Source organism: Francisella orientalis FNO12 (assembly GCF_001042525.2).
Taxonomy (GTDB): domain Bacteria; phylum Pseudomonadota; class Gammaproteobacteria; order Francisellales; family Francisellaceae; genus Francisella; species Francisella orientalis.
Genome location: NZ_CP011921.2, coordinates 661,207 through 678,805, shown reverse-complemented (window position 1 = coordinate 678,805; position 17,599 = coordinate 661,207). Strand labels below are relative to the sequence as shown.

Here is a 17,599-nt window from a genome sequence, read left to right as displayed (position 1 = left end):
TTATTTCCATTAATTATAATGATAACTCTTGTATGAACCTAAAACTTTTAAGAAAGTGCTCTTCTTAAGTACTTCTAATAAAGCTTTCTGAACATTTTCATCATCCTCAGATCCCTCAATATCTATAAAAAACAGATAATTCCAAGCTCTATTTCTTGATAGTCTAGACTCTATTTTTGTAAGATTAATATTATGTTTACCAAATACATTCAAAGTATTTACAAGTGCATTTGACTTATCTTCAACAGAAAAAATTAATGTTGTTTTATATTTATTGTTATCCGAGTCGAGCTGGATATCATCATATCCCATTAATAAGAAACGTGTATAATTAAAGTGCTCGTCTTCAAACTCCTCTTGGAAAATCTTTAATCCGTATGTTTTTGCAGCAAGTTCCCCAGCTATTGCTAAATGTTCTTTTATATTTTTTTCAAAAATATACTTTGCCGCTCCTGCAGTATCAACAAATGCTTCTGGAACAAGCTTTAATTTATTAAGACTTGTTGAGCATTGTGATAGTGCTTGCGGATGAGATATTACACTTTTGACATCAGAAAACTGAACCCCTTCTAATCCCATTAAGCAATGCTTAATTTTTAATACTACTTCAGCTTTTACTTTTAAATTACTTTTGATTAACTCATCATTAGCAGGTACAACAGATCCTGCTAATGAGTTTTCAACAGGGATCATGACAAAATTTGACTTACCAGTTATTGTGTATTCAATAGCTTCAGAAAATGAGAAACATGGAATAGTCTGAAAATCTTTGATATTTTGTTGATTTAAAAAACTAGTTATTGCCTGCTCAGAGTAAGCTCCATGCTCACCCTGAAAAGATACTTTAATCATAATATGTTATTAATAAGCTTGTCTAAACAATATAATACATTATGAAATAATAAGATAGAAATATTTATTTAGATATAATTATCATCACTGACCACTTTTTTGATTCCTTCTTGCATATCTTCCGCTGGTAAGCATAGATTTTTTGCAATAGTAACAACAATAAAACTGATCACAAGAATTATTGCTGAACTCCAGTATAAATCAAAATCTCCAGTTCCCCCAAATGAACTAAAGTATGAAACTAATGTTACTAAAACTATATATATCCAGAACCATATAGATTCTCTAAGATTCCAATGAATCTCTTCTGACCTATCCTTTCTAAAAGTTCTATAAACACCAAGCATAACCAAAGCAATAATTAAAGCAATACCCGCCTTTGAAACTATTGCCCAACCACTCCATAAAAATACTAAAGTAGCTGCAAACATACCTAAAGTTGATAATAAATAAGCACCTTTAAGCCTAAATGGTCTATGCATATCAGGTAAATGATGTCTAAGTGCCATAGTAGATGTTGGACCAGTAATATATGTAAGAGCTATCAAAGATGTTAAGAAAGTAGCCATTTCCTTCCAACCAGGAAATGGTGCAAACATAACTAAAGCTATCAAGAAATTAAGACCAATAGCATAAATTGGTTTTTGCATAATTGGACTTAACTTTCCTAAAATACTTGGTAGATAACCATTATGTACCATTGCACCTAACGACTTCATTGCAATACTAAAGTAAATTAAACCAGCCATAAGTGGGAAAACTATAGCTCCGAAGTACAATGGATACATAACCCACTTAACTCCAAAACTCTGAGCCATCACAGCAAATGGTCCAAAACCAGATGAAGTAGCCCCTGGCATGACAACACCTTGCCAATCATTGTTATGCACAAATTTTGACATCACCAATAAATAAGCCGCCTGCAAAAATAGAAAAATAACCAAACAAATCAAAACGGCTCCGACCGTTGCTACTGGAATTGATTTCTTAGGATTTTTTGTACTACCTGCTAATTCTACAATAGTTTTAAAACCAGTAAACGCGTAGGCAATACCACCAACCGAAACTGCAGCCAATACACCATTAAAGCCAAATGGCATAAATGATAACTCTTCAGCCTTTACATCCTTTAAAGCTGGTAATGAAAAACAAAAAATAATAAATACAATAGATATGAATATTGGTACAGCAACTTTAAACAAAGTAACAATATTATTAATTTTTGCTAACCATTTAAGTGAATAAAAATTAATAACACAGAATCCTAAAAGAAAGATTATCGCTAAAGGTAATCCAGCCATCGACAAAGCACCATCTCTACTAGCATCGATAAGCGAAGGATAAAATACGGCTAAATATTGAATAACGGCTTGAACTTCTATTGGTGCCAAAACTAAGTATGATATCCAAGTAATCCATGCAAACATATAGCTTGTCATAGTTCCATGTGTAATATGAGGAATACGAGAGGTAGATCCCTCAACAGGTACAATTGAACAAACCTCAGCAAATACTAAAGCTATAAAGACCATTAAAATAGCACCAACTATCCAAGAAAGAATAGATCCTGGCCCAGCTTCTTGAGAAGTATACTGAGCTGCGAACATCCATCCTGATCCCATAATAGCACCAACACCCATAGCTACTAAGCTAAGGGTGGAAAGACTTTTCTTTTCCATGTTATCCTTTAATTTAAAATTATTAATGTAATTATGAGTTTACTGTGAATGACCTTCCTTGTAAATACTTTAGCTATTATATAACCTCTCTTATAATTCTATCATTTAGCGTACTCATGATGTCATACTCAATGATGTTGACTTGTTTAGCCATTAAAAAAGCACTGTTCCTATTGCGTGGAATATCAGATATTAACTCTACAACATCTCCAACTTTAACATTATGCTCATTATGACCTAATGAGACTGTCAAACCGTCCATACTCATTCTACCAGCAATTGGATACATTACATTATCAATATTAACAAAACCTCGATCTCCAAGTTCTCTTGGAAATCCATCACCATAACCAATAGGGATCACTGCAACTTTTTCGCCATCGAAACCTCTGTATATCATAGAATAGCCCACTCCATCACTCTCTTCTAATTCAATTATCTTAACTACTTTTGATAATAACCTTGCGATAGGTTTTATTTCTCTAATTGATCTTTCAACATAAAACTCTGGAAGAAAACCATAAATAAGGATTCCAGGCCTAACCATATCGTAACAAATTTCTTTGTCACCGAGAAAGCCATAAGAATTCGATAGATGACAAATTATGTCTTGAGATAACTCTTTAGCATAATCAACAATTTCTGAAAATCTTTTTTTCTGCTTAACATTAGTTGGATGATCTCTATTATCAGCACATGCCAAATGGCTATATACACCCTCAAGTATAATCCATTTAGAATCATAAACTCTCTTTATAGTTCTACAAACATCATTGCAACAAACACCCATATGGTTCATGCCAGTATTTACATTAACATGAACATATATCTTTTTATTAAGCTCTTTTGCTATTTGCTCTAACTTTTCAATATCATCATGATCCTGAATACTAACTCTAATATTTTCAGAGACCATTTTTTCAAGATACTCATAGTATATTACTCCAAATACTAGCACGGGCTTTTTAGTAATAGCAGTAACTCTAAAAGCCTCTAAAGAGTTAGCCACTGCAAAAAAATCAACTAAATCATGCGTATTTTCTACTATCTCTTCAATACCATGTCCATAAGCATTTGCCTTAATAGGAAAACATATCTTAGCGTTGCCAACATACTCTCGAATAATCTTAATGTTATTTCTCAAAGTTTGTTTACTAACTTTTAGAATATTCATAAATTTACCACATTATTTATAAATTACATTATTAATTTTATTTTTTAAAACTAGAAGTGAACAAGCTACAACTATAGTAACTATAGCTATCCACATAAACAAATTCTCATATCCCAAATAGCTATTAATTTTAGCTTGACCAACTAGTAGAGCGCTTTTAGAGTTGGCTAAATCTTTACTAGCATAAAGCGAAGCCACGTATGCACCAAGCTTGATCCCAACAGCCCAAGTTAAGAACCACATTCCCATACAAAAGCCTCTTACCTTAGTAGGAACAAGTTGAGTTATCAAAGATAAACCAACAGCTGTTGCCATAATCTCAGCCCATGAAAAAAATACCCCAACGGCTACTACTTCCCACCAAAATGACACTTTTGAAGAAGGATTATTAAATATGCACACAAAGTACAAGAACGCATAACATATACCAGCAAATAATAAACATAAAGCAAACTTGCTAGTTGATCTTAATCTATCACCTATCTTGTTAAAATATATAGCAAGAATTGGAGAGAAAATTAAAATTCCTGACGTATTTAAAAGCCCAGGTACAGTTTGTGAATTTAGCTTAATACCTAAAACATTCAAATCTACATGATGAACATTAAATAAGAAAAATGACGTTGTTTTTTGAGCATAGGTCATAAAAAATATTGTTGCGTAAAATATAAATACTAATAAAAGTAACATTTTCAAACGATACTCTTTATTCTGCTGAAAAGTAATATTTATAAAATAACCAACAATCATAACTACTGCTAAAACCAGCACGATGATAATTAGAATACTAAAATAAAGTAATCCAGTAACTACTGATACAAAAAATATTATACCTATTATAGCTAAAACTAACTGCTGAAAACTAAGTGTTTTTTTACCAACTGGCGCAGCTATTGTTGAAAATAATTTCTTATTCATAAATATATTGCCAAGAGCTAATAACACTCCACAAGCGCACACCCCTAAAGCAATTCCATAATGTCTATTTTCTAAACCGCATGAATCTGCACTACTTAAATAAGGTATTAAAATAGCACCTAATAATGCCCCAATATTGTTAGCCATATTAAAATAAGTATATATAGAATCTAACTTTGCTGGATCTCCTGCATATAATCTAGACACACTGTTTAAAGTCATTGGCACAAATAAACATGCTCCAACAATAATCATTGCCAATCCAATATAAATCGAAAAATTCATTAGCATATCACTGGTTGCTAATAATGAATAACCTAATAGTAAACAGATACCACCAGCTATTAAGGTTCTTCTAACACCTAAAGCTTTATCAGAAATAAAGCCCCCTAATGAGCTTAAAACATAACAAAGAGCAGTAAAAGAACCTGCAAATATTGAAGCATACGACTCTGTAAGATTTAACTTATTTATGCAAAAGAATATTAAGATATAAAAGAAACCAAAAAAACTGAACCTTTCAAATAATTGCAATAAAAACAGTGAAATAAAATATTTCGTTCTGTGTTTTGCTTCTATATGCTGCACTTACATATCCTCCTCATATTAGCGGCAAGCCGTTTTAAAGCTATTTGAACTAGTCAAACAGCAAATCGTGTTAAATTATTATTCTTTAAAGTACTACTTACTTAGTAGAAAAGTAGGTGAGTAGATTAAAAATCAAGCTCAAATGATTCTTGCATATTTTTAATAAAATTATCAAGTTTAAGACTAACCAAAAAGTTCTGCAGTCTTCGCCCACAACTGCCGTCAGCAATATTAATTAGAAAGCTAAACACTACCAAGTCTACTAATGATAGCTTAGAATTGAAGAAATACTCTTTTTCACCCAAATAATCTGCTATAGCCTTTAAATCACGCTCAGCTTTTGAATAAATTTCATTATTGGTTAGGTTTGTAACACCAGCAGCCTTTAATTGGCGCAGAATATTTCTCTTTGCAACAGGATAAACTATACTTGCCATGGCCTTTGGTAGTTTAGTGGATTCTAGAAAATCCTTCCTCCATGTATAATTACCTTTATCAGCCCAACGACTATATACTCCAACCCAATACAAGCTATCCTCACATAGTCTTATAAATGCTGTAGATATGGCTTTTTGCTCAGAATTTAGATGCTCATCCAAATTATTATGATTTTGCTTATCCAACATTTCGATAATGAGATTGCTATCAGCAAATTTCTTCCCCATAGTCTCTATATATGGTATCTTACCTGTTGGTGACTTATTAAACTCCAAACTAAAATGATTCTGATAACTTAAATCTGTGGCTTTTAAATATAATTCAAGTTTTAAACAAAAAGGACTACAGCTATAATTTCTGCCTTTTAACCTTGGTAATTGGTGTAAATGAATAATCATAATTTTCCTTCTTCATCAAAGTTTATAATTTATGTACTGATGATCGTGATTGAGAATCCTCAAATTGTTCAGATACTATATTTTCTCGAACAACATCAGCCTTCTCAAATTCTGATATAACAATATCATCAAGCCTACCGTTTCTAATTACTATATATCCTCTAAATCTGTCATCAGATGATGAACTGTTATAGTCGAATGAATATACTCTATAAAAAAACTAAACGCCTATTTTCAAGCTAACATCCATTTTACGTAAACAAACAGTTTCATCTAGCAACTCTAAATCATATTTTGCCGTTGAACGTTGAGCAACATCTACAGCATATTCCTTATTTTTCATAAAATTACGCCATAAAAAGAAACATAATCCTAAAAAAATAATCGTATACAAAGCTAACGATATATAACTACCTTGAAAATATCTTGTAAAATATCATTATATGTTAAAATCTACTCGTTAAAAACATACTTTTTGATCGCTTTGAAAATTTTAAAATACTTCTATGGTTCTTTTTTTGTAACTCTTATGGTTATCGGTATTGCTATATTTATTTATCCAACTACTCCATTAGAAACAATATACTCCGTATTAATTTTGGCTATACTTGAAATTTCTCTTAGTTTTGACAATGCTGTCATAAATGCAAAAATTCTTGGACAAATGCCACAAAAATGGCAAAAAATCTTTATTTACTTAGGTTTACCAATTGCAGTTTTTGGTATGCGTTTATTATTCCCAATTCTATTGGTAAGTGTCACAAGTGGTATTAACTTTGCTAACGTAATTACACTTGCTCTAAACAATCCTCAACAGTATCAAAATATATTAGAGCATTCGATGCCTTATATCTGTAGTTTTGGTGGTAGTTTCTTACTTATGGTTTTTCTGAACTTTTTTCTCAGTGAAAATGAAGGTCATCATTGGATACCTATAGTTGAAAACAATAGGGTTACAAGAAAAATACGTGATTATAATGGTGGATATATTCTATTTGCAATTTTTATTGGTTTAATAATCATCTATGATGCAGAACCTGATTATCAAGGCGGTTTAGCAATTGCTTACTTTTTGGGCATAGTTGTACATGAAAGCATTGGTATGCTTAACTCCATATTTGATACATCACATATAGATAGCTCGACAGTTGCTCGCAACGGCATAATGGGATTTATTTACCTTGAAATAATAGATGCATCATTTAGTTTTGATGGTGTAATTGGTGCATTCGCTATTACAGCAAACATTATCATAATTATGATCGGTCTTGGTATTGGTGCAATGTTTGTAAGATCACTGACCATACTATTTGTAGAAAAGAAAACTCTGGCAAAATATATATATTTAGAACATGGTGCTCACTACGCTATTGGTTTTTTAGCAGCTGTACTATTACTAAAGATATTCATTCATATTCCAGAATGGTTTAGTGGCTCTATGGGAATACTAGTATTGTTTATAGCATTTATTCACTCAGTAGTATCTGCCAAAAAGTTAGAAAAACAATAGCTCTAAATCACCTACATTTCTAGCTATATATTTAGATAATTGTGAAACTTTTTCTCTTTCAACATGTTCAAAATACGCTATGAACTTATTAGCATAACCGCTTTCATATAACTGATAATCTGTATAACCATCACCAATAGCTATAATTTCACCATTTATCAAATCTTTGACTTTATCAAAAGCACTTAACTTTGAATCACATGATCCATTAGAGTTATCCAGAGTCTTAAAGCTTCCATCTTCATTCCAAACAATATCTACTGCAAATATATTGTCTCGTGGAATATGCAAATAATCTGTAAATGGCTCGATACTCTCAGTTAATCCACCACTAAAAATCCATATCTGATAACCTTTATTTCTAAGTGTTTCGATTATTTTTTTGATACCATTTGTCAATAAATCAGGACAATACTTGTCTGCAAAATCTTTGATACTTTGCTTTGTTAGACTTGCAATAGCTAATCTTCTTTCAAGAGATTCTCTAAAACAAATGTCTCCTTGCATACCTAAATTGGTAATATGCTCAATTTCTTTTAGCTTTGAAAGAATTTGTTTTAATAATGGCTCTAAGATCAACTCTAATGATTCTTTTTTAATCAATATTGAATCAAAATCAAAAATTACATTTTTCATAAAATACTACTTTAAGTATACCCCATGCAGAGCTGGTGGAATTAAGATTGGCAAATATGTTTTATATACTAAACTTAAATCAGTTGCATTTAAATAGACAATATAACTAAGTTTCTTGTCCGTATCGACAACATTTACAAATATAAGACCATCATCTTCAGTTTGAGCTTGTGGATTAGCTATAAATATAGGTTCTGAGACAAAATTATTTCCAAAGCAGTATTCAAAAATATCATTATTTGATAAATCTATTTTTATTATGCTATTAAAAAATTCTCCTTGAGTTGTACGCTTAGCAAGATAAACATAACGATAGTTTTTTACTAGAAATTTCTCATTAATCCTTGGAAACTCTACATTAAGAGTAGTAACCATTTTTCTGTCTATAGAATTACAATTAACATCAACAATAATTCGTGTAAATTGCGTCTTTAATTTACAATCACCCTCTTCAATATTTTTAAAATAGTATTTCTTATATGGTTCAAGATTATCGATATACTCAATAAAGTCTAAATATATCTTATTATTTTCTTCAAAAGCATTAACACTATGAAGAAAAACTATACTTGAAATATCCGACATGCTCACTTTATGTGTTTTTCGATTGATAAGCACTAATTTACACTTTGCATTTAGATCATGCGAGATCACCTCTGAAATAGGGTTAGTCAAAAAATCAAGTGGATTTGCTCTTAATGGACCTAAATATAAAACAACATAGTTCTCTGTAAGAAATAGCATATGGTTATATATAAATTGATTATCATAGAACTCATATATTTTTATTCTTTCTGAAGAATTTTTAGCAATTTTATAAATAGTATATTTACATTTTTTTGATATATCGACGACAAAGTTAAACTGCTCTTTTGTTATAGGATCGAATTAAGGATGCGTACAGCTAAACTGTCCTTTGATTTTATCACCAAATCTAAATTCGTTTAATGTTTATAGATCATCTTTATCAAACTCAATCATAGTAGTTACTTCACTAGTTACCAATAAACTATCTTTCACTTTTAGGATATTTACATTACAACTTGGTTTTTCTACCTTAATTCCTAATAGAGTTTTGATTAATGATTTTAGTCTAGCAAATTTTATAAGGCGCAACTGTACCAAACTCATCGAACTTCATACGTCCTTTAGTGGTAGCTAGATATTGCTCAGATCGTAAGTATTTATTTGAAAAATAAATTTCCTTATCATTACATCCAAAGCTATACAGCATAGCTAATCCATCAAACCAATGATACAATTTAATATTTCCATATTCAAACTTAGCTGGTCCGACTCTCAAAAGCTTTCCATCAAACCAATCAGGTAAATTTGATATTTCAGGTTTCAATATATAATCTAGTAAATTCTTCATCTACATTAACAAAAACCGATGATAATTTGTCCATATTTAACTACCAAATATAATGCCACTATTTACATTATACTTATTATTGTTAGTCAGTTTAACAAAACGATAAAGATACAATAATATAAATAATAGTTATTAATTCTAATATTTACTTTTTTTCTATATAAAAATTGCTTATTATTAAGAATCTTAACTAATTTATATAGAACTAAAGATGCAAAAATCTTCAAAAAAACCTTTGGTTTCTATAAAGAACCTTTCGAAGCAGTTTGATGATGGTCATTTAGCTGTTGACTCTGTTAATCTTGATGTTTATCCAAAAGCGTTTTTTTCTTTGCTAGGCGGATCAGGAAGTGGTAAAAGTACTCTTCTTAGAATGCTAGCGGGCTTTGAAAGACCTACTGATGGCAAGATAATTATTGATGGTGTAGATATGTCTAATACTCCACCATACAAAAGACCTGTTAATATGATGTTTCAATCATACGCTCTTTTTCCGCATATGAATGTTAAACAAAATATTATGTTTGGTTTAAAGCAAGAGAAATCTCTAAAAAAAGAAGAAATAGAAAAAGCTACTGATGCTGCTCTAAAAATCATAAAAATGGATCATCTTGCTAAAAGAAAACCACATCAATTATCCGGTGGACAACGTCAGCGTGTAGCTCTAGCAAGATGTTTAGCAAAAAGACCTAAATTGATTCTCCTAGATGAACCGTTATCCGCGCTAGATAAAAACTTGCGTGATCAAATGCAGTTTGAACTTGTAGATATTCAAGAACAGACAGGTAGCACATTTATAATGGTAACTCATGATCAAGAAGAAGCTATGACAATGTCTACTCGAATAGGTATCATGACTGATGGCTGGTTAGAACAAGTAAGCACTCCTTCTGAAATTTATGAGTTCCCTAAAAGTCGATTTGTAGCTAATTTTATTGGTAAAAGTACAATTTTTGAAGGTCGCGTAGAAGCAGTAAGTAGAACTCGAAGTATTATAACTTCAGAGCAAGCTGGTACTAATTTTGTATTAAGAAGAAATATAGAAGCTATTGAAGATCAAGAAATCTGGGTTGGATTACGTCCTGAAAAAATAGTTATAAGTAAAGACAAACCAGAAGATTATAACCCTAACAAACCTGTGAATTGTATTAAAGGTATTGTTGAAGATATCGCTTATATGGGAGGGTTATCTACTTACCATGTTAGGACTGCTAATGGCAATATTATTAAGTCTACTGACTTCAATATTGAGAGAAATGCAGATCATCCTTCTTGGGATGATGAAGTATATCTCACTTGGGAATCAGAAAATATTATGGTGTTATATTCATAATGCAAAACTTAGAGAAAAGCTTTAGACATACTTTAGTGTACTTAGTTCCTTTTGTATGGTTTATGGTATTTTTGCTTATACCATTCTTATTTGTTATAGGTATCAGTTTTACTTTACCAGCAGATGGTACTCCACCAGTTACTTCTTTGATGCAATTCAAAGACTCAACTGTAAACTTTACCCTATATCTGAATAATTATATTGAATTAATTCATTACAATCTTATATTTATATCATTACTTAAATCTTTTAAGGTTGCCTTCATAACTACTGCCTTATGTATCTTAATTGGCTACCCTATGGCTTTAGCACTATCTAGAGCTAAAAAAAACACTCAAATCTTCTTCTTAGTCTTGATTATTATTCCATACTGGACTTCATTTTTACTTAGAACTTACGCTTGGGTAACATTACTAGGCAATCATGCTCTTAATCAATTCCTAATGGATCTAGGTCTATCAAGTATGGCTTTGTTATATAATGATTTTTCAATGTATCTAGGTATGGTTTATTGTTATTTACCATTTTTGATATTACCACTTTATAGCACATTGATAAAAATTGATCCTAGTATATATGATGCAGCGGAAGACCTAGGTTCTAAACCAATAAACTCGTTCTTTAAGATAACTCTGCCATTATCTATGCCTGGCCTGATTGCCGGTAGCTTGTTAATATTTATTCCGGCTATTGGTGAAGTAGTAGTACCACAGATCATGGGTGGGATGAATTCATTAATGATAGGAAATGTTATTTGGGAAGAGTTCTTCACATCTAACAACTGGGGTATGTCTGCTGCAATATCTGTAGTACTAATAGTCGTACTAGTATTACCTATTCTGTGGATGCAACGTATACAAGCTAAGAGAACTTTTGTTTAGGAGGTATAAGCAATGAGAAAATTTTCATTTAGTAGCATAATGCTTGTATTTGGCTTGGTATTTTTATACATACCTCTAGTAATCCTAGTAGTTTTCTCATTTAGTGACTCTCAGATTATAAACTTATGGGGTGGCTTTACTTTTGACTGGTATCATGAAGTAATTAATGATGAAGATATTATAAATGCCACTTTTACTAGCCTAAAGATAGCAACAATAACATCAATTATTGCAACAATACTTGGAACTATAGTAGCCTACGCTATGGCTAGATTTAAATTTTTTAGATCGAGAAGTTTTTTATATGGTCTTGTAGCAACTCCTCTTGTTTTGCCTGATATCATTCTTGGTGTAGCTCTATTACTAATGTTCTCGACATTACAACATCTTATCGGTTGGCCTCATGAGAGAGGAACTACTACGGTAGTTATAGCCCATGTAACAATGTGTACAGCTTATGTTGCCATAGTAATGCAATCACGTATAGCTAGTGTAGATATATCATTAGAAGAAGCTGCTCTAGATCTAGGTGCTGGCCCTATAGAGACTTTCTTTAAAATAACTTTACCTCAACTTATACCCGCATTGTTTACATCAGCATTACTTACATTTACATTATCTATTGATGATTTAGTTGTCACAGAGTTTGTAGCTGGTAGTGATAACCCTACTCTACCAATGTATATTTACTCAACTGTCAAAAATGGTCCTACTCCTGAAATAAATGCTCTAGCGACAATTATGATAGCAATTATTATAATAGGCGTATTACTTGGTATGTTTATTTCTGCTAAATTCCAAAAAAGACAAGGCTAAAGCACTTACTCAAAAATCATAAGTACAATTGAAAGTATAAGCAATAACCCTAAAATTAAGTTAAATACTCTTAAATGATTTTCATTATTTAAAATTCTTTTGACTGAGCTACCTCCAAATAACCAAAATCCAGTACATAGAAATGAAACTATCATATAAATAATTGTATAATAAGTACTTGAGGCAACAAGCTCATATCTGTACTAACAACCGTGTAAGTAGATACAACTCCAATTGCCATAATCCAAGCTTTAGGATTTATCCACTGAAATAATGCTGCTTGAGTAAAATAACGGCTCACTGCTTTTTTCATCATCAAAATTAGATGATAGAATTATCTTAAAAGCTAACCACAACATATAAACACCTCCTACAACTTTTATCACTGTATGTAGTGTTGGATGATTTATAAAAATTGACTCTAAGCCAAGTCCTATAATTAAAACCATAAAAGGAAAGCCAAGACAAACTCCTAAATAATGAGATAATGTCTTTCTCACACCAAATCTGATCGATGATATCAACAACATCATATTATTTGGTCCAGGTGTAATAGTCGATGATATACAAAATAAAAACAAAGGTACGTAGAAACTCATATAATTAACTTTAAGTTTTAAAGTAAAGATTATCTAGAAAATAATTAATTATGATATCTTTTTCAGCAAATACTCATTATGAAATTATGATATTTTCAAAAAAATGTAGATATAGATAAATATAGATTATTCGTTGATTGAAACGAATTTACGATTTAAAGCACCACCAACATGGAACTTAACAGTACCATCTTTAAGAGCAAATAAAGTGTGATCTTTACTACAACCAACATTCACACCAGGATGAGTCTTAGTACCTCTTTGACGCAAGATAATTGTACCTGCTTTAACAAACTCACCGCCATATCTTTTAACACCTAAATACTTAGGGTTTGAATCTCTTCCGTTTCTAGTACTACCACCAGCTTTCTTATGAGCCATTTGTATACTCCTTAAATATTCTTAATAAAATTATAAACTAATAGATGAAACTTTTACCGCTGTAAAATACTGACGGTGACCTTGCTGCTTCATGCTGTGCTTACGACGACGGAACTTCATTATCTTAACTTTTTTGTTACGACCTTGTTCTACAACTTCGCCTACAACTTTAGCACCTTCTACAATAGGAGCGCCTATTTTAACTTCTCCTTCCGCTGTTTGACCCATCAAAACTGTATCAAATTCAACTTTCTTGCCAATTCCAAGATCGAATTTCTCAAGCTTAACAACTTCGCCTTCTTTAACCTTGTATTGCTTACCGCCATTTTTAATTATCGCGTACATTTATTACTCCATTTATTAGATTTTAAATCCTCAGAACTGCCTACAATCAATAGACTTCTGACTTTTTGTTATTATTCCATAGTATCTAGTTACAAAACTAGACACCATATTATAACAAAAAACTCAAAAATCACAAGCCTGATTCTATTGCGACTATGTATGAAATACTTTCTGCTCAGAGAAAGTGGTTATAAACTTTTAATTTTATAAATGTACTTTTTATATATCTCTAGTATAGCACCAACAATTAACCAGATGATCATTGACTAGCCCAGCAGCCTGCATATAAGCATAAATAATAGTTGGACCAACAAAACTCATTCCCTTTTTCTTAAGATCTTTTGAAATTTTCTCACTGATAGTAGTTGATATCGGAACTTGACCATGAGATCTCCAGCTATTTTTAATCTGCTTAAAATTAACAAATTTCCATAGATAATCACTAAAGCTACCAAACTCTTTTTGAATTTGAAGAACTACTTGAGCATTTTTTCTAGTAGAGTAAATTTTCAATTTATTACGGATAATATTTGGATTGTCTCGGAGAACTTCAAGTTCAGAATCTAACATACTTGAAACTTTGATAAGATCAAAATTATAAAAAGCATCATGATAACCTTGACGCTTTTTTAAAATAGTTTCCCAATTAAAACCTGCTTGAGCTCCTTCTAATATCAAAAGCTCAAAAAGCTCCCTATCATCATATTTAGGAACACCCCATTCATTATCATGATAACTTGCATAGAGTTCTTGATTAGGTTTATTACCAAAGCAACGATTTTTAGAATTCATAAGAAAGCCCTACATTAATTATTATGATCATTTTTGAAATACTTGTGAGAAAATAATTTATTGAGTTATCGTTAAATTAAGAAGAATAATTACTCAACCTTACCATGACATTGTTTATATTTCTTACCCGAACCGCAAGGACATAGATCATTTCTTTTTATTTTTGGACCTTCTCTCTTAACTTGCTGAACTTTCGGTGCTTCTTCTTGCTCTTTATCATCTTCTGATTGGCTATTATCAATAACACTTTCATGCTCAGCTTTGATTTCACTCATAGACTCTTTCCACTCTTCTTGAGCTCTTTGAGTTTCTTCTTCTGTAGCAATTCTTATCTTAGCAAGTGAAGATATAACCTCATACTTAAAGTTATCTAGCATAGTTGAAAACAACTCAAAAGCTTCTTTCTTATACTCATTTTTTGGATCTTTTTGAGCATAACCACGTAAATTTATACTATTACGTAGATGATCAATTGAGCTTAAATGCTCACGCCAGTGACTATCTAATGACTGTAGTAATGAGAACTTCTCAAATTGTCTAACTGCACCAACTTCTAAGTTTTTAGTTTTCTCAGCAAACTCAAACTCTATAGCCTCTCTTACAAGCTTCTTAAGATCTTCTTCTCCTAGACTATCATCTTCTTCATAAAGCTTTTGTAAGTCAATCTCTATCATAAAATCAGACTTAAGTGCTTTTTCTAGAACCTCAAGATCCCATAGCTCATGCATAGAGCCCGCAGGCACATAGTCATGAAATAACTGTTCCGCTACATCTATACGAATATCGGTAAGAATTTCACTAACATCATCAGAATCTAAAAATGCTTGTCTTTGCTCATAAATAACTTTACGCTGAGTATTCACAACATTATCATACTCTAGTAAGTTTTTACGGATATCAAAATGATAACTCTCAACTTTACCTTGAGCTTTTGATATAACTTTTGACATAAAACCAAAAGCTAATGATTCACCACCTTTTAGACCTTTCTTAACTCTTTCAGCCATACTTTGAGAAGCAAAAATCCTCAAAAGATTATCATCCATTGATAGATAGAACTTACTCTCACCTGGATCACCTTGTCGAGCAGCACGACCTCTTAACTGATTATCAATCCTACGTGAATCATGTCTTTCTGAACCAATAATGCATAATCCACCTGCATTTTTGACAACCTCGTTACGCTTAACCCATTCTGCCTTAATTTGGACAACCTCCTCTGGTGTAGGATCCTCAAGCTGTGCAATTTCAACTTCCAAATTACCACCTAAGATAATATCAGTACCTCGACCTGCCATATTCGTTGCGATCGTTACATTACCTGGATAACCTGCCATGGCGATAATACTAGCTTCTTTCTCATGCTGTTTAGCATTTAATACATTGTGTCTAATTTTCTTTTTCTTCAGTAAAGTTGATAGAACTTCAGATGCTTCAATAGATGCAGTACCAACTAACACTGGTTGACCTTTAGATATTCTTTGTTTGATATCCTCAACGATAGCATCGAACTTCTCTCTTACACTACCATAGATTTCATCATGATGATCTTTTCTAATTAATGGTTTATTAGTAGGAATGATTATTACTTCTAATCCATAAATAGAATGAAGCTCAAAAGCTTCGGTATCTGCCGTACCAGTCATACCTGCAATTTTGTTATATAGCTTAAAGAAATTCTGGAATGTAATAGATGCCATTGTCTGATTTTCAGCATTGATTTTGACACCCTCTTTAGCTTCTATCGCTTGATGCAAACCATCTGACCATCTACGCCCTGGCATTGCTCTACCAGTACTTTCATCGATAATAACAATTTCTTGATCACGCACAATATAATCAATATTAAGCTGATACAACGAATGAGCTATCAAACATGCATTTAAATAGTGCATTTTTGTAATATTATGTGGACTATACAAATTATCATCTTCTTCAAGGATACCCTCTTTTTTAAGCATACTTTCAATTTTTGCATAACCTTTTTCAGTTAAATATGCTTTTTTAGATTTCTCATCAACATAAAAATCTTTTTGCTCTTGATCCTCTTCTAACTCTTCCTTTTCTTGCTTTTCTAGAAATGGAACCAATCTATTGAAAAGATTATACATCTCCGAACTATCATCAGATGCCCCAGATATAATAAGAGGAGTCCTAGCTTCATCAATTAAAATTGAATCAACCTCATCTATAATTACATAGTTACGACTTCTTTGGACTTGCTGTTCTTTATCATAAGCCATATTATCTCTAAGATAGTCAAAACCAAACTCATTGTTTGTTCCATATGTAATATCACAATCATAAGATTCTCTTCGTTGCTCAGGATTTAGATCAGCTACTATCACACCTACTGATAATCCTAGGAATTCATAAATATCACTCATTAATTCTGCATCACGCTTTGCAAGGTAATCATTAACTGTAATCACATGCACCCCATTACCAGTCAAAGCGTTTAGATATGCTGGTAATGTTGCAACTAAAGTTTTACCTTCACCTGTTCTCATCTCAGCTACTTTGCCTTGGTGAAGTACTATACCGCCAATAAGCTGCACATCATAATGACGCATATTTTTGGTACGCTTGCCAGCTTCCCTAACTGTAGCAAACGCCTCTGGAAGAAGATTATCTAACGCTTCACCTTTTGCTACTCTATCTTTATATTCTTGAGTTTTTGCTTTTAACTCTTGATCGCTAAATTTCTCAAACTCAGACTCTAAAGAGTTAATTTTTTGGACTGTTTTAGAAACTTTTTTGATGAATCTATCGTTGCGACTACCTATAATTTTCTGTACTAAATTTAACATTGTTAACTAACCAAATACTTAATAGTTTTAAATAAAAATAATAACCTAAATGTACATTATATAGAGTTTATAAG

17 protein-coding genes and 1 pseudogene are annotated in these 17,599 nt (G+C 31.7%); 4 read left to right on the top strand and 14 right to left on the bottom strand.

Going from position 1 to position 17,599, the window contains the following annotated elements:
- Positions 1-9: 9 nt before the first annotated feature.
- From pheA to FNO12_RS11725, 6 genes and pseudogenes are all read right to left on the bottom strand, one after another.
- Positions 10-852: a prephenate dehydratase gene (pheA, locus tag FNO12_RS03520; protein WP_014715224.1), complete on the bottom strand. Its 843-nt coding sequence runs from the start codon at positions 850-852 to the stop codon at positions 10-12.
- A gap of 68 nt (positions 853-920) precedes the next feature.
- On the bottom strand, positions 921-2,531 hold the full coding sequence (locus FNO12_RS03515; protein WP_014715223.1) for an APC family permease: 1,611 nt from the start codon (positions 2,529-2,531) through the stop codon (positions 921-923).
- A gap of 76 nt (positions 2,532-2,607) precedes the next feature.
- Positions 2,608-3,705, bottom strand: a complete 1,098-nt coding sequence (gene alr / locus FNO12_RS03510) for an alanine racemase (RefSeq protein ID WP_014715222.1) — start codon at positions 3,703-3,705, stop codon at positions 2,608-2,610.
- Between the two features lie 12 nt (positions 3,706-3,717).
- Positions 3,718-5,211 (bottom strand): peptide MFS transporter, encoded by a 1,494-nt coding sequence (locus FNO12_RS03505; protein WP_014715221.1) that lies wholly within the window; start codon positions 5,209-5,211, stop codon positions 3,718-3,720.
- Between the two features lie 125 nt (positions 5,212-5,336).
- Positions 5,337-6,044: a glutathione S-transferase family protein gene (locus tag FNO12_RS03500; RefSeq protein WP_094888845.1), complete on the bottom strand. Its 708-nt coding sequence runs from the start codon at positions 6,042-6,044 to the stop codon at positions 5,337-5,339.
- Positions 6,044-6,453 (bottom strand): annotated as a pseudogene (locus FNO12_RS11725) (DUF3301 domain-containing protein). Before FNO12_RS11725 ends, FNO12_RS03500 begins: the two are co-directional and overlap by 1 nt.
- A gap of 78 nt (positions 6,454-6,531) precedes the next feature.
- Here FNO12_RS11725 and FNO12_RS03490 point away from each other — a divergent pair.
- Positions 6,532-7,557: a DUF475 domain-containing protein gene (locus FNO12_RS03490; RefSeq protein WP_014715219.1), complete on the top strand. Its 1,026-nt coding sequence runs from the start codon at positions 6,532-6,534 to the stop codon at positions 7,555-7,557.
- Here FNO12_RS03490 and FNO12_RS03485 read toward each other — a convergent pair.
- From FNO12_RS03485 to FNO12_RS10370, 3 genes are all read right to left on the bottom strand, one after another.
- Positions 7,543-8,193, bottom strand: a complete 651-nt coding sequence (locus FNO12_RS03485; RefSeq protein WP_014715218.1) for an HAD-IB family phosphatase — start codon at positions 8,191-8,193, stop codon at positions 7,543-7,545. The genes FNO12_RS03490 and FNO12_RS03485 overlap by 15 nt on opposite strands.
- 6 nt (positions 8,194-8,199) lie before the next feature.
- Positions 8,200-9,039 (bottom strand): carotenoid oxygenase family protein, encoded by an 840-nt coding sequence (locus tag FNO12_RS10375; RefSeq protein WP_231138840.1) that lies wholly within the window; start codon positions 9,037-9,039, stop codon positions 8,200-8,202.
- Positions 9,040-9,286: 247 nt separating this feature from the next.
- The gene (locus FNO12_RS10370; RefSeq protein ID WP_041257363.1) at positions 9,287-9,568 is read right to left on the bottom strand and encodes a carotenoid oxygenase family protein; all 282 of its coding nucleotides are present in this window, start codon (positions 9,566-9,568) and stop codon (positions 9,287-9,289) included.
- 211 nt (positions 9,569-9,779) lie between these two features.
- On the opposite strand from FNO12_RS10370, the gene FNO12_RS03475 reads away from it, so the two are divergent.
- From FNO12_RS03475 to FNO12_RS03465, 3 genes are read left to right on the top strand one after another with little or no spacing between them, the layout of a single operon-like run.
- Entirely contained in the window at positions 9,780-10,901 is a 1,122-nt protein-coding gene (locus FNO12_RS03475; RefSeq protein ID WP_014715217.1) for an ABC transporter ATP-binding protein, read from the top strand.
- Positions 10,901-11,782: an ABC transporter permease gene (locus FNO12_RS03470; protein WP_014715216.1), complete on the top strand. Its 882-nt coding sequence runs from the start codon at positions 10,901-10,903 to the stop codon at positions 11,780-11,782. Before FNO12_RS03475 ends, FNO12_RS03470 begins: the two co-directional genes overlap by 1 nt.
- A gap of 12 nt (positions 11,783-11,794) precedes the next feature.
- On the top strand, positions 11,795-12,598 hold the full coding sequence (locus tag FNO12_RS03465) for an ABC transporter permease (RefSeq protein ID WP_014715215.1): 804 nt from the start codon (positions 11,795-11,797) through the stop codon (positions 12,596-12,598).
- 251 nt (positions 12,599-12,849) lie between these two features.
- On the opposite strand, the gene FNO12_RS10365 is transcribed toward FNO12_RS03465, so the two are convergent.
- The 5 genes from FNO12_RS10365 to secA form a co-directional block, all read right to left on the bottom strand.
- Complete coding sequence (locus FNO12_RS10365) at positions 12,850-13,197, bottom strand: LysE family translocator (RefSeq protein WP_231138823.1); 348 nt, start codon at positions 13,195-13,197, stop codon at positions 12,850-12,852.
- A 126-nt stretch (positions 13,198-13,323) separates the two neighbouring features.
- Entirely contained in the window at positions 13,324-13,578 is a 255-nt protein-coding gene (gene rpmA / locus FNO12_RS03455) for a 50S ribosomal protein L27 (protein ID WP_014715214.1), read from the bottom strand.
- Positions 13,579-13,608: 30 nt separating this feature from the next.
- Positions 13,609-13,923: a 50S ribosomal protein L21 gene (gene rplU / locus FNO12_RS03450; RefSeq protein ID WP_030003411.1), complete on the bottom strand. Its 315-nt coding sequence runs from the start codon at positions 13,921-13,923 to the stop codon at positions 13,609-13,611.
- Between the two features lie 219 nt (positions 13,924-14,142).
- A complete protein-coding gene (locus FNO12_RS03440) occupies positions 14,143-14,715 on the bottom strand; it encodes a DNA-3-methyladenine glycosylase I (RefSeq protein WP_014715211.1) in 573 nt (190 codons plus the stop codon).
- 89 nt (positions 14,716-14,804) lie between these two features.
- A complete protein-coding gene (gene secA / locus FNO12_RS03435) occupies positions 14,805-17,525 on the bottom strand; it encodes a preprotein translocase subunit SecA (protein WP_014715210.1) in 2,721 nt (906 codons plus the stop codon).
- Between the last annotated feature and the right edge of the window lie 74 nt (positions 17,526-17,599).

Excerpts from the sequence above, each read along its gene's own strand:
- FNO12_RS03485 (WP_014715218.1), bottom strand. The coding sequence starts at position 8,193 with ATGAAAAATGTAATTTTTGATTTTGATTCAATATTGATTAAAAAAGAA.
- alr (WP_014715222.1), bottom strand. The coding sequence starts at position 3,705 with ATGAATATTCTAAAAGTTAGTAAACAAACTTTGAGAAATAACATTAAG.
- FNO12_RS03440 (WP_014715211.1), bottom strand. The coding sequence starts at position 14,715 with ATGAATTCTAAAAATCGTTGCTTTGGTAATAAACCTAATCAAGAACTC.
- FNO12_RS03465 (WP_014715215.1), top strand. The coding sequence starts at position 11,795 with ATGAGAAAATTTTCATTTAGTAGCATAATGCTTGTATTTGGCTTGGTA.
- FNO12_RS03515 (WP_014715223.1), bottom strand. The coding sequence starts at position 2,531 with ATGGAAAAGAAAAGTCTTTCCACCCTTAGCTTAGTAGCTATGGGTGTT.
- pheA (WP_014715224.1), bottom strand. The coding sequence starts at position 852 with ATGATTAAAGTATCTTTTCAGGGTGAGCATGGAGCTTACTCTGAGCAG.
- FNO12_RS03475 (WP_014715217.1), top strand. The coding sequence starts at position 9,780 with ATGCAAAAATCTTCAAAAAAACCTTTGGTTTCTATAAAGAACCTTTCG.
- FNO12_RS03470 (WP_014715216.1), top strand. The coding sequence starts at position 10,901 with ATGCAAAACTTAGAGAAAAGCTTTAGACATACTTTAGTGTACTTAGTT.
- FNO12_RS10365 (WP_231138823.1), bottom strand. The coding sequence starts at position 13,197 with ATGAGTTTCTACGTACCTTTGTTTTTATTTTGTATATCATCGACTATT.
- rplU (WP_030003411.1), bottom strand. The coding sequence starts at position 13,923 with ATGTACGCGATAATTAAAAATGGCGGTAAGCAATACAAGGTTAAAGAA.
- rpmA (WP_014715214.1), bottom strand. The coding sequence starts at position 13,578 with ATGGCTCATAAGAAAGCTGGTGGTAGTACTAGAAACGGAAGAGATTCA.
- FNO12_RS10370 (WP_041257363.1), bottom strand. The coding sequence starts at position 9,568 with ATGAAGAATTTACTAGATTATATATTGAAACCTGAAATATCAAATTTA.
- secA (WP_014715210.1), bottom strand. The coding sequence starts at position 17,525 with ATGTTAAATTTAGTACAGAAAATTATAGGTAGTCGCAACGATAGATTC.